The sequence below is a fragment of the Paraconexibacter sp. AEG42_29 genome (genome assembly GCF_040581415.1).
Classification (GTDB): Bacteria; Actinomycetota; Thermoleophilia; order Solirubrobacterales; family Solirubrobacteraceae; genus Paraconexibacter.
The window spans coordinates 626,982-639,102 of sequence record NZ_CP114014.1 but is presented as its reverse complement, the minus strand read 5'-3'; the positions used below and the strand labels follow the sequence as shown (position 1 = coordinate 639,102).

General features: G+C 73.6%; 13 protein-coding genes. 5 read left to right on the top strand and 8 right to left on the bottom strand.

Annotated elements, in window-relative coordinates:
* Positions 1-51: 51 nt before the first annotated feature.
* The 4 genes from DSM112329_RS03065 (at position 52) to DSM112329_RS03050 (ending at position 4,013) form a co-directional block, all read left to right on the top strand.
* Complete coding sequence (locus DSM112329_RS03065; protein WP_354700340.1) at positions 52-741, top strand: hypothetical protein; 690 nt, start codon at positions 52-54, stop codon at positions 739-741.
* A gap of 48 nt (positions 742-789) precedes the next feature.
* Positions 790-2,094 carry a TerD family protein gene (locus tag DSM112329_RS03060; protein ID WP_354700339.1) on the top strand — a complete coding sequence of 435 codons (1,305 nt, stop codon included), beginning with the start codon at positions 790-792 and terminating at the stop codon, positions 2,092-2,094.
* Between the two features lie 66 nt (positions 2,095-2,160).
* Entirely contained in the window at positions 2,161-3,183 is a 1,023-nt protein-coding gene (locus DSM112329_RS03055) for a hypothetical protein (RefSeq protein ID WP_354700338.1), read from the top strand.
* Between the two features lie 47 nt (positions 3,184-3,230).
* Entirely contained in the window at positions 3,231-4,013 is a 783-nt protein-coding gene (locus tag DSM112329_RS03050) for an alpha/beta fold hydrolase (RefSeq protein WP_354700337.1), read from the top strand.
* 92 nt (positions 4,014-4,105) lie between these two features.
* Here DSM112329_RS03050 and DSM112329_RS03045 read toward each other — a convergent pair whose 3' ends face one another.
* Complete coding sequence (locus DSM112329_RS03045) at positions 4,106-5,302, bottom strand: lysylphosphatidylglycerol synthase transmembrane domain-containing protein (RefSeq protein WP_354700336.1); 1,197 nt, start codon at positions 5,300-5,302, stop codon at positions 4,106-4,108.
* Between the two features lie 31 nt (positions 5,303-5,333).
* Here DSM112329_RS03045 and purT point away from each other — a divergent pair, with 31 nt between their 5' ends.
* Entirely contained in the window at positions 5,334-6,539 is a 1,206-nt protein-coding gene (purT, locus tag DSM112329_RS03040; protein ID WP_354700335.1) for a formate-dependent phosphoribosylglycinamide formyltransferase, read from the top strand.
* Positions 6,540-6,560: 21 nt separating this feature from the next.
* On the opposite strand, the gene DSM112329_RS03035 is transcribed toward purT, so the two are convergent.
* The 7 genes from DSM112329_RS03035 to DSM112329_RS03005 form a co-directional block, all read right to left on the bottom strand.
* Entirely contained in the window at positions 6,561-7,604 is a 1,044-nt protein-coding gene (locus DSM112329_RS03035) for a hypothetical protein (RefSeq protein ID WP_354700334.1), read from the bottom strand.
* The gene (locus DSM112329_RS03030) at positions 7,601-7,780 is read right to left on the bottom strand and encodes a hypothetical protein (protein ID WP_354700333.1); all 180 of its coding nucleotides are present in this window, start codon (positions 7,778-7,780) and stop codon (positions 7,601-7,603) included. Before DSM112329_RS03030 ends, DSM112329_RS03035 begins: the two co-directional genes overlap by 4 nt.
* Positions 7,781-7,785: 5 nt before the next feature.
* Positions 7,786-9,216 (bottom strand): fenitrothion hydrolase, encoded by a 1,431-nt coding sequence (locus DSM112329_RS03025; RefSeq protein ID WP_354700332.1) that lies wholly within the window; start codon positions 9,214-9,216, stop codon positions 7,786-7,788.
* Between the two features lie 127 nt (positions 9,217-9,343).
* Positions 9,344-9,940 carry a hypothetical protein gene (locus DSM112329_RS03020; RefSeq protein ID WP_354700331.1) on the bottom strand — a complete coding sequence of 199 codons (597 nt, stop codon included), beginning with the start codon at positions 9,938-9,940 and terminating at the stop codon, positions 9,344-9,346.
* 35 nt (positions 9,941-9,975) lie between these two features.
* Positions 9,976-10,659 carry an HAD family phosphatase gene (locus DSM112329_RS03015; RefSeq protein WP_354700330.1) on the bottom strand — a complete coding sequence of 228 codons (684 nt, stop codon included), beginning with the start codon at positions 10,657-10,659 and terminating at the stop codon, positions 9,976-9,978.
* Between the two features lie 171 nt (positions 10,660-10,830).
* A complete protein-coding gene (locus tag DSM112329_RS03010; RefSeq protein ID WP_354700329.1) occupies positions 10,831-11,010 on the bottom strand; it encodes a CsbD family protein in 180 nt (59 codons plus the stop codon).
* Positions 11,011-11,148: 138 nt separating this feature from the next.
* Positions 11,149-12,084 (bottom strand): LysR family transcriptional regulator, encoded by a 936-nt coding sequence (locus DSM112329_RS03005; RefSeq protein ID WP_354700328.1) that lies wholly within the window; start codon positions 12,082-12,084, stop codon positions 11,149-11,151.
* Positions 12,085-12,121 lie beyond the last annotated feature (37 nt).

The following is a 12,121-nucleotide window of genomic DNA, read 5'->3' as shown; positions in this document are numbered from 1 at the left end:
GGGAACTCCTGCCCGCTCCGTCTGGAGGCGTTGCTAGCTTCGCGCCTCCCGATGGTGACCGCCCTGGACGACCGCCCCGCATCCCCCGCCACCGTGCTCGGCGCCCACCATCCGGTCGGGGCCTCCACGGGGTGGCTGCGCGACGTGGGCGACTGGGCCGCCCAGGCCCGCGCCGCGGCCGCCGTCTCGCCGTTCGCCGCCGAGCTCGCCGCGCTGTCGCTGCCCGAGTTCGCGACGCTCGAGGCCTGGCTGCACACCCTGCCGCCGCTGCCGTTCCGCTACCTCAGCGTCCACGCCCCCGTCAAGGAGCTCGACGAGGACGAGCCGGCCCTGATCGCCCGCCTGGCCGGGCTGCCCGCCGCCGTCCGCTCGATCGTCGTACACCCCGACGTCCTGCGCGACCCCGCGGCCTATGCGCGGGTCGGCAGCCGGCTCGTGATCGAGAACATGGACGCGCGCAAGGCCGCCGGCCAGACGCCGGCCGACCTGCAGCCGCTGTTCGCCCTCCTGCCCGAGGCGGGGTTCTGCCTCGACGTCGCGCACGTCACCGCGGTCGACCCGTCGATGGAGCTCGCTCACGAGCTGCTGGACTGCTTCGGCGCGCGCCTGCGCCAGCTGCACGTCTCGTCGCTGGTGGACGGCGAGCACGTCCCGCTGACCGCCGACGACGCCGAGCGCTTCCGCCCGGTGCTGCGCCGCTGCGTCGACGTGCCGTGGCTGCTCGAAGCGCCCGCCGGCTGAGCGGCCCAATCGGCGGGTAGCCGCTCGCCCCGCGTTAGAGTCCGGCGGGTGACCGTGCTCACTCCCGGCTCGAACGCCGCCCTGCCCCCCGCCGGCCGCATCGAGGTCGCCGTCACCTACGACCGGCAGCACGCCGACGTCATCTGCATCCTGCTCGACGCGAGCGACAAGGCGGACGGCGACAGCGGCGTCGCGCTCTTCAGCCAGCCCGTCTGCGCCGGCGGCGCGGTCCGCCTGGACCCGGCCGCCGACCGCGTCACCGTCGACCTGACGTCGCTGCCGCCGGCGGTCGAGCGCGTGCTCGTCGTCGCCAACGCGGACACCGCGCCGACCATCGACCAGACCGGTGGCGTCAGCGTCAGCATCACGGCCGACGGCGCCCCCGCCGCCAGCGTGCGCTTCGACCGCCCGCCGGCGTTCGCGACCGTGCAGCTCATCGAGCTGTACCAGCGCGGCGGCACCTGGAAGGTCCGGGCGCTGGGGGACGGCTACGCGGCCGGCCTCGCGAAGCTGCTGAGCGTCCACGGGATCGAGACGTCCGGCGATCCGGCGCCGGCCCCGGCCGCCGCCCCGCCGCCGGCCCCGCCGCGGGCGGCCGCGGTCCCGCCGCCGCCACCGGCCGCGACCCCGGCGCCCACCCCGTCCGCCCCGCCGTCGTACAGCAAGACCCCGGCCCCCTCCGGCGGCGGCGGCGTCGACCTCACCAAGCCCGACCTGCCGAGCGCCGGCGCGGTCAAGCTCACCAAGGGCGAGGGCGTGACGCTGCGCAAGAACGGCCGCGCGCTGACCAAGGTCACGATGGGGCTCGGCTGGGACCCGGCCGCGAGCGGCAAGAGCATCGACCTCGACGCGGGCTGCGTGATGCTCGACTCCAGCGGCGCGAAGGTCGAGGCCGTCTACTTCATGCACCTGAAGAGCAAGGACGGCAGCATCATCCACTCCGGGGACAACCTCACCGGTGAGGGCGACGGCGACGACGAGGTCATCAAGGTCGACCTGGCGAGCGTCCCGGCCAACGTGCACATGCTCGCGTTCACGGTCAACTCGTTCGGCGGGCAGAAGTTCTCCGAGGTCGCCAACGCGTTCTGCCGACTGCTGGACGGCAGCGGCAGCGAGGCGGTCCGCTACGACCTCTCCACGCAGAAGAGCATCAGCGGCGGCTCGTCGCCGTTCGGCCAGCACAAGGGCGTCGTCCTCGCGACGCTCGAGCGGGCCGGCGACTCGTGGACGATGACCGCCCGCGGGGACATGGGCGGCGGCCGGACGTACAAGGGCCTGATGCCCGTCATCGAGGGCTACTTCGGCGGCTCCGGCGGCGGCCGGCCGGCACGCAAGAAGCTCTTCGGCCGCTAGGCCCCCGGCCGCGCACGCCGCGGTGCAGGGCGAGGAAAGCCGGCGGGCGGGCCGAACAGCGGACGGATGTCCGTCCCCGACACCCCCCTGGCCGCCGAGCCGGCCGCCGGTGCGCTCGTGCGCCTGGCCGAGCGGGCCGGGACCGACCTGCCGACGCTGTTCGCCGCCCGGGCGCTGACCGCCACGCGGCTCGACGCGCGCCGCACCGCGCTGCGCGGGCTGCCGCACGACCGCGACACGGCGGTCGTCCTGTGTGGGTCGTGGGGCCGCGGCGAGGTCACGAGCGCGAGCGACGACGACTGGTGGGTCCTGGTGGACGGCCCCGCCCGTCCCCAGGTGCAGCCGCTGCCCGCCGCCGTCGCGCTGGCGCTCGACGAGGTCCCGCCGGGCACCGAGGGCCTGTTCGGCACGGTCGCCTTCCGCGACGACCTCCGCGACCAGATCGGCCTGGCGGCGGACACGAACGCGAACTTCACGCGGCGGATGCTGCTGGTCCTCGAGTCGGTCGCGGTGACCGGGCAACCCGCCTGGTCGGCGGCGCGCCGTGCGGTGCTCGCCGGGTACCTGGACGACCGCTCGCGCGACTACCGGCCGCCGCGGTTTTTCCTCAACGACATCGTCCGCTACTGGCGGACCATCACGGTCGACTTCGAGGGCAAGGACCGCAGCCGCGGCGGGGACGGCTGGGGCCTGCGGGCGGCCAAGCTGCGCACGTCCCGCAAGCTGCTGTTCGCCAGCGGCCTGCTGCCGATCCTGGAGTGCCACCGCCTGCAGGCGCACGAGATGCTCGACGCGCTGGCGGCGGACTTCGCCGCTCCGGCGACCGACCGGATCGCCGCGGCCTTCCTGCGCTACGACGCGATCGACCTCGGCATCCGCGTGCTGGCCGCGTACGACCGGGTCCTCACCCTGCTCGGCGACCCCGAGGTCCGCCGCCACCTGATCGAGCTGACGGACGACGGAGCGGCGCGGTCAGTGGCGTTCACCGAGCTGCGGTCCCTGGCCGCCCAGCTGCAGAGCGGCCTGTTGTCGCTGCTGTTCGACGACCGCCGCCTGGCCCCGGTCGTCCGCGAGTACGCGATCTTCTGAGCGCCAACTCCGGGGGCGCGCGACACGGTGTCAAGTACGTTCGGAGGATGGACCTGAACCACAAGCGCACGGGCAGCGGCCCGCCCCTCCTGCTCATCCACGGACTCGCCGGGAGCCGCGGCTCGTTCGATCCGATCATCGACGAGCTCGCGCAGCACCGCGAGGTCATCGCGATCGACCTGCCGGGCTTCGGCGACACGCCGCCGCTCCCGGGCGAGGCCACCATCCCGGCCTACGCGGACGCCGTCACGGGCTTCATCGAGGCCCAGGGGCTGCGCGGCGTGGACGTCGTCGGCAGCTCGATGGGCGCGCGCTTGGCGGTCGAGCTCGCCCGGCGCGGTGGCGGCGTCGTCGGCAAGGTCGTCGCGCTGGACCCGGGCGGGTTCTGGGGGACCGGCACGAAGCGGTTCTTCAAGGGCTCGGTCGGCGCGTCGATCGCCCTCGTGAACCTGATCCGCCCGCTGCTGCCCTTCCTGACCGGCAACCCCGTCACCCGGACGCTGCTGCTGATCCAGTTCTCCGCGCGGCCGTGGGCGCTCCAGCGGGACACGGTCCTGCCGGAGCTGCGCGGCTTCACCGCGCCGTCGACGAAGTCGGCGTTCCGCAACCTGACCGCGGTCCCGCAGGAGGGCGCGCCGGCCGGCACGCTGAGCACCCCGGTTCTGCTGGTCTGGGGCAAGCAGGACCGCGTCACGCCCCCCGGTCAGTCGGCCCGGGCGCTCGAGCTGTTCCCGGACGCCGAGCTGAAGCTGATCGACAAGTGCGGCCACTTCCCGCACTGGGACCAGCCGCGGCAGACGATCGACCTGATCCTCGCGAACACGGGCTGACCGACCCCCGGGTGTCAGGTTGTGCACCGCCGGGTGGGCAGAACCTGTCAGCGAGCGTCGTTCGCTGCGCTTGATCCGACCCTCCGCCCCCGTCAGGGCTTGCGGCGGCGGCCCAGGCGGCGGCCGCCCTTGCCGCTGCGGTCGCGGTCGCGCCGCTCGGACGTGCGCGTGATCGGCTGGCGGACGGTCGGCTCGAAGTCGAGGTCCGCGTCGTCGAAGAGGTCGGCCGGGGCCGAGCGGCGCTTGACGATCTCGCCGTCGTCGGCCACCGCGAGCGCCGCGCCGCTGCCCTCGGCCAGGACGACGTCCGCCCCCGTCTGCTCCGCCTGGCGGGCCGCCTTGCCCGCCGCGATGACCTCCTTGAACGAGCGGAACTTGAAGATCGTCAGCAGGGCGACGAACCCGAGGCCGAGGCTGAAGAGCGCGATCGCGATCTGCTGGCCGACCGAGTAGGCGGCGATCGTCGCGCCCGCGGCCGTCCCCGCGAAGACCTTCACGAGGAACGCCTGCTGGACGCCGGCGCCGCCCGGCGTGAACGGGACGACGGCTGCGACGGCGTTGACGCCGAGGACCAGCAGCACGTTCTTCACCGACCCGCCGACGTTGAACGCCTCGAGCATGAACCAGAACGCCGTGAACCGGAACAGCCACGCGACGAACTGGACGAGGAAGACCTCGCGCATGTACTTCGGCCGGTCGAACAGGATCGTCAGCCCCTGCCGGACCCGCGCCCAGAACGCCTGGACGCGCCGGGACAGCATCGCGAAGCCGGCCAGGCCGGCGATCGCGAGCGCCGTCAGCAGGAACAGCGTGAACCGCGGGTGCGAGGCGAGCAGCGAGAGGTCGAAGGCGTTCAGCTTCGAGAAGTCCGGCGGCTTGGGAAAGACGCCCTGCGTGAAGGCGAACGTGAGGATGAAGACGCCCATCGCGAGGTCGAACACGCCCTCGACGAAGAACGCCGCGGCGACCGCCGGATAGGACGAGTTCGGGATCGACGTCCGCGTGAGGAACAGCTTGATGACGTCGCCGCCACGGGCCGGGACGACGTTGTTGAAGCCGTACGCCGCGATGTAGGCGCCCCAGATGCGCCGCGCCTGGATGCGCTCGGTCGGATACGCGGCGCGCAGCACGTGGTAGAAGGCGCGCGACCGCAGCGAGAGGTAGATCCCGAAGCTCACCAGCGCGATGAAGAGCGCCGGAAGCTGGATGTTGCCGATCGAGTCCAGGAACGAGGAGACCGAATCGGAGAAGCCCGAGACGTCGTCTCCGAGTGAGGCGAGAGGGAGCACCGGCCCACACTCTGACAAGATCGCCCGCCGGATGAGCATCACGATCGGCACCCCCGGCACCGCGGACGCAGTCCGCCTGATCCTCCTCGGCAGCGGTGAGCTGGGCCGCGAGGTCGCCCTCGAGGCGATGCGCATGGGCTGCGAGGTCCTGGCCGTCGATCGCTACGACGGCGCGCCCGCGATGCAGGTCGCGCATCGCAGCGCGGTGATCGACATGACGGACGCTGCAGCGCTGCGCGAGCTGCTGACCGCCGAGCGTGCGCGGGCACACGGCGAACTGCTCGTCGTCCCCGAGATCGAGGCGATCGCGACCGACGTGCTGGTCGAACTGGAGGCGGACGGCCTGCACGTCATCCCGACCGCCCGCGCCGCCCGGCTGACCATGGACCGCGAGGGGATCCGTCGCCTGGCCGCCGAGGAGCTCGGCCTGCCGACATCGCCGTACCGCTTCTGCTCGTCGGCGGACGAGGTCGCGGAGGCCGTCGCCGCCGTCGGCGTCCCGTGCGTCGTCAAGCCGGTGATGTCGTCGTCCGGCAAGGGGCAGTCGGTGGTCCGCGCAGCGGACGGCGGCCCTGCGGCCTGGGACTTCGCGCAGGCCGGCACGCGCGCCGACGCCGGCGCCGTGATCGTCGAGGGCTTCGTCGATTTCGACTACGAGATCACGCTGCTCACGGTCCGCCACGCGGGCGGCACGTCGTTCTGCGCGCCCATCGGCCACGTCCAGGTCGACGGCGACTACCGCGAGTCGTGGCAGCCGCAGGCGATGAGCGACGGCGCCCTGGCCCGGGCCCGCGAGATTGCCGAGCAGGTGACCGAGGCCCTGGGCGGCCGCGGCCTGTTCGGCGTCGAGCTGTTCGTCCGCGGCGACGAGGTCCTGTTCAGCGAGGTGTCTCCCCGGCCCCACGACACCGGCATGGTGACGATGGCGACACAGGCGCTGAGCGAGTTCGCGCTGCACGCCCGCGCGATCCTGGGCCTGCCCGTCCCGGCGGGCGAGGTGCCGCTGATCGCGCCGGCCGGCGCGTCGGCGGTGGTCCTCAGCGCGGCGGCGGGCGCCCCCGTGATCGGCGGGCTCGCGGAGGCGCTCGCGACGGACCCGACGGTCAGCGTGCGCCTGTTCGGCAAGCCCGAGGCGCCGAAGCCCCGCCGCCTCGGCGTCGCGCTGGCGACGGCGGACGACGTGGACACCGCGCGCGCCCGGGCCGTGGCGGCCGCGGGCGCGATCACCGTCCGCTGAACCGCCCGGGGCCGGCCCCGGCTACAGGCCCGTCTTGATGGCCTCCTCGAACGCGCGGAAGCCGAACGAGCCCTCCATGCGCGACGTGACCTTGCCGTCCTTGTCGATGATGAAGAGCCACGGCTCGGTGCGGAGCTTGAAGCTCTGCAGCGGCGGGCGCAGGCCCTTGCTGACGACGTTGTCGACGTAGACCTCCTGGTGGATGAACTCCATCCGGCTGCCGTACGTCTTCTTCAGCTGCGCGGCGATGTCGACGACCGGGCCGCAGACCCGCGACGCGCAGAGCTGAGGCGTGGCGAACAGCAGTGCGATCGGCTTCTTGCCGAGCTCGTCCTTCAGGCTGACCTCGTGCATGTCCGACGGCGGGACGCGGGTGTCGATCTTCTTCAGGTCACCCCCGGCCGAGGCGACCGTGTCGGTGGCGACCTTCGGCGCCGCCTCCCCGACGTCCGGGACGTCGTCGGACTGCGCCGAGCTGACGGTGATCAGCCCGGCGGCGCCCACGCGCTTGCCGTTGATGACGCTGACGGCCAGGACGGGGTACTGGCCCGGCTTCGCGAACGGCGCCGTGGTCTCGTAGATCGCGGCGAACGGGTCGCTCTCGGTCGCCGCGTTCTGGCTGCGGAACGGCGGGTCGGTGATGAGCAGGTCGGCCGGGGCCGTGTACGGACCGGACGCCTTCGCGTTCTCCGCGGTCGCGATGTACAGCGCGGTCGGCGCGTAGACGAAGCCCGTCTTGGCGTCGACGATGCCGAACGCCAGGCGCTGCTTCGGGCCCGGGACGATCGTCTGCGTCGCGAACGCGACCTGCGGGCCGGTGCCGTCCAGGCTGTCGGCGACCTGCCGCAGCGTGCGTCCGCCCGTGGCAGGGAACGAGGTGGCGGTGACCTTCGTCGCCCTGTCCAGCTCGGTGCGGAGCTTGGCGGACGAGGGCCCGCGGGGGGCCGGCGCGTCCCCGGTCGAGGAGCCGCCGTCCGAGCCGCCGCAGCCGGCGAGCAGCAGGGCGGCGGCGGCCGCCGCGAGGGCGGGCAGCGTGGTGGTGCGGCGCAGGCGACGCATGCTCATGAGCCGCCCGCGTCGTTGGCGGCGGCGCCGCCGCCCCCTTGGCGGAGCTCCTCGGCCTCGGCCAGGCGGTCGCGCCGGCTGATGACGAGCAGCGTGACGACGAGGATCGCCACGGGTGCGAGGTAGATGAGCCCGACGGCCCAGTGGCCGGCGTGCGCGAGCGGTGGTGAGGTCATGGTGATCACGAGGAGTTGGAGAGGAGCCAGAGGGCAAGGCTGGTGAAGGCGACCATCACGGCCAGCATCCAGTATTGGGAACGGGTCGCGGTGCGGACGGACGAGAAGCTGAGCAGCGCGCGGTCGTGGGCGAGCGCGAGACCGGCAGCGTGGCCGGCGATCAGCGCGACGACCTGGACGTAGTAGATCGCGGTGGCGCTGATCCAGGTGTAGTCGATCCGGTAGTCGGCTTGGCCGAGGTAGTCGGAGCCGTCGCCGAGCGGGTCGGAGAGCAGGTAGGCCATCGCCTGCCCCTGGTAGCTGAGCAGCCCGAAGTAGTGCGCGACGACGTAGGCCAGCGCGATCGGGATGAGCGTCGGCGCGAAGCGCTTTGCGAGCTCCGTGGTGGAGTCCGTCCCGCCCGTGATCGCCGACTTCATGCCGGCGCACCCGAGCAGGTAGAGGGCGCTGATCACGCCGGTCATGGCGATCAGCCCGCCGGTGAAGACGAGGGTGTTCGCGTGCTCGCGGCTGAAGCCGGCGTCCACGAAGCGCCCCTGGAGCGGGACCGCGAAGGTGTCGGTCCACAGCGAGCTGGCCGTGAAGCCGTCGAAGCTCGTCGACCCGATCATCACGCAGATCAGGCCGACCAGGCCGGCCGCCGGCACGAGGGTCGCCGTCCCGGCCAGCAGCGGCCGGCGCACCAGTTGGCGGCCCGTCCACCGCAGTGGGGAGAGCGTGGCGAACAGCCCGAAGTAGACGCCGAACGCGTCGCCGCGGTCCGACCACGCCTTCACGCCGAACAGCGCCATGCCGACCAGCTGGACGGCGGCGTAGATCAGGCCCAGGACCGCGAGCGTGCTCGGGTCCTGGCGATCGGTGACGGGGATGGCGAGCTCGAGGACCGCGAAGCCGAAGATGCCGGCGGCCGCCGGCCAGTACCCGAGGCGGTCCGGGTAGGCGACCGGTTCGGGCCCGTCGCCGGCGACGCGGCCCATGACCCAGCCCGCAGCGCGGCCGACCGCGCGCCAGGGGTTGAAGGCGCGGAAGACATCGCCGAACAACAGCGACAGGATCGGGATGCCGACCCAGAAGATGACGTAGATCGAGGTCGGCACGACGTTCGCGGCCGACTCGTCGGTGCCGGCGAACCCGGCGTAGATCACGCCGGAGAAGATCAGGATGCCGATCAGGCCGCACAGGGGCTCCAGGAAGGCCGGCAGCCTGAGCGTCGCCTGCTCGCGCAGCTCGGCGAACCGCGGCGTGCGCCACAGGGTCGCGAGCCCGACGAACGAGATCACGAGCACGGCGAAGGCGGCCCAGGCGAACAGCCACTTGGGGATGGGCAGGTCCTGCTTGCCGACCAGGCCGTGGGCCTGGGCGGGGCCGGCGGCCACCAGGGCGGCGGCGAGGGTGGCGAGCGCCGGCAGGGCCAGGCGCCGGATGAAGGCGGTCATGCGGGTCCTCTCGGGTACAGCGGGCGATCGGCGCGCACGAGCGTGCGGGCCGGGGCGCCGGACCGGTCCGGGCGCGGCGCCGCAGCGAGGGCTGGGCGGGCGACCGGCGGACGGTGGCGGGGCGTGCCTACGGGGCCGGGCAGGCGGCCGGCGGGCCACGCCCGGCCTGCTGGGTGCCGCGGCGGCGCAGGCGCACCACGCGGGCGGGGGTCGCGGCGGGTGCGGGCGGGAGCGCGAGCCAGCGCAGGATGCCGCGCAGCCGGACGGGCGTCGCCGACCCGGCGGCTTCGGCCTCGTGCAGGATCAGGGCCGAGGCGAGGCCGGCCGCCAGCGCGAGCGGCGCGGCGAGCCAGCCACCGTGCAGGACGAGGGCGTCGGCGCCGCTCGGATGGCCTGCGCTGAGCGCGCCCTCCAGCAGCTCCTGCGCGCAGAAGACACCGAGCAGGATGCCCGACAGCAGCAGCCACAGGGACCGCAGCGGCAACGCGCCGCGACCGGCGGGCAGCGCGCGCCGGTGGCCGACTGTGCTCAGCACCTGGGCCGCGCCCGCGAGCAGCAGCAGCCCCACGACGGGACCGGCGAGCTCAAGGTACCCGTGCCCGGTCCGCCCGAGCGCGTCACCCTGACCGGAGCCGAACGCCAGCGCGTAGCGCAGCTGGTGCACGGACCAGGCGGCGACGCTGAGAAGCGCGATGAGGCGCAGGCGTGAGCGGGGACCGGCCACGGGCACAGACTAGGTTACTCCGGGTTTCGCCCTTGTTACGCCGGCGTTTCAAACAGCGCGAGGACGCTCGGATGGTCGAGCGCGGGGGCTGTCGCGTCGGCCTCGGGCAGCTCCGTGTCGGCCACGTAGGGGACCCCGACGACGTGGATGCCGGCCGCGCGGGCCGCCGCGACCCCGGGCGGCGAGTCCTCGAACGCGATCGCGTCCGCCGGCGCCACGCCCAGCCGCGAGCAGGCCTCGAGGTAGATGTCGGGTGCCGGCTTGTAGTTCGCGACCTCGTCCCCGGCGATCGTCGCCAGGAACGGCGCGCCCGGCTCGTGGAGACCCGCCCCGGTCAGGACGCGGTCGAGGAACACCCGCGGCGAGTTCGACGCCACCGCGAGCGGGAGCCCGAGCTCCTGCAGCCGCGCGATCAGCGCGAGCGCGCCGGGACGCGGATTCACGGGCTTCAGCGCCTCCTCCATGACGAGCTCGTGCAGCTCGTCGACCAGCGCAGGCCCGGTGCCCGCCGGCTCACCGAGGAGCGCCTCGAGCTTGCCCTGCAACACCGGCCCCGAGCTGCCGATCAGCGTCAGCTTCTGCTCGAGCGTGAAGGTCAGCCCGCGCCGGGCCCAGAGCGTCTCCTCGGCGCGCGTCCACGCCTCCTCGGTGTCGAGGAGCAGGCCGTCGTTGTCGAAGACGACGGCGAGCGGACGTGCGGGCGGCAGGCGGGGGGTCATCGGCGCCGATGATGGCGGATGAGGCTGAACGACGACGGGCGGCCGTAGGGGCCGCCCGAGGTCGGGGATGGTTCTTGGGGTACTGCTCTACGCGGGCGGCGGGCGCGTCAGGTCATTGAGGCGGGGGAGAATCGATGACGCGCGCCGCAGCCGACCGCGAAGGGGGGGTGGCTACTTGCCGCGGACCTTGTCGATGGCGCCCTCGGCGGCGTCCTTGACATCGCTGACGGCGTCCTTGAGCTTGCCGACGACCTGATCGGCCTTGCCCTCGTTCTCGAGGTCCTTGTCGCCCGTGACGGCGCCGGCCGTCTCCTTGATGTTGCCCTTGACGTTGTCGGCGGTACCGGACATACGGTGCTCCTGAGGTCGATGGATAAGTCTCGGCGGCGGGCGGTGATGCCGACCGCCGCAACAGGTGTTTGCCCGCGCCGCGCGGCACCAAACCACCGCGCTCCGTGAGCTTTGTCACACGACGGACGTCGATCCCGGTCAGGCGGCGAGCATGACCGGCGCGTCGTGGCCGACCGTCCCGCGGGCGGCGGTGTGAAGGGCGTCGATGGTGCGCCGCAGCGCCGGTGCGTCCTGGTGGCCGCGGCGGCAGGCGACGAACAGGTGCCGCGCGGGCGCGGTGCCCTCGACCGGGACGACGACCGCCCCCGGGACGATCGCGGTGCGGGCCAGCCGCGGGACGAGCGCCACGCCCAAGCCGGCCGCGACCAGCGCCATGACCGCGTTCCAGTCGGCCGAGCGATGGGCGACGCGCGGCGTGAACCCCGCTGCGTGGCAGGCGCCGACGACCACCTGCTCGCAGGTCCAGCCGCCGGGCGGGACGACCCAGCGCTCGGCGCCGGCGGCAGTCAGCGGGACCGGTCCCGCGCCGGCCAGCGGATGGCCGGCGGGGACGACCAGGTCCAGCACGTCGGTGAGCAGCTCCTCCCGCGCGAACCGCGGGTCGTCGTGGGTCGGTGCCCCGGACGCCTCCATCGAGATCACGATGTCGAGCTCCTGGCGCCCGAGGCCCGCGAACGCCTCCGGCGCCTCGGCCATCGTGACGCGCAGTTCCAGGCCGGGGCTGCTCTCGCGGAGCGCGATCGCCGCGGGCGCGATCAGGCTCGTGATCGCGGTGGCGAAGGCCGCGACGTGCAGCCGGGCCTGCTCGCCGGCGGCGTGGGCGGCGACCTCGGCCTGCAGGACCTGCACCTCGGCGAAGACGGCGTCCGCCCGGCGGACCAGGACCTCGGCCAGCGGGGTCAGGCGGATGGTGCGGCCGTCCTTCTCCACCAGCCGGTGCCCGATCTCACGCTCCAGGGCGCTCAGCTGCTGCGAGACGGCTGACGGGGTCAGGTGCAGGGCGTCGGCGGCCGCGGCGATCGTCCCGCGGTCGGCGACCTCGCGCAGCGTGCGCAGACGACCGAGATGAAGCATCAGTGGAGCTTACGGGTATCGCTCAGAAGGACGAGTC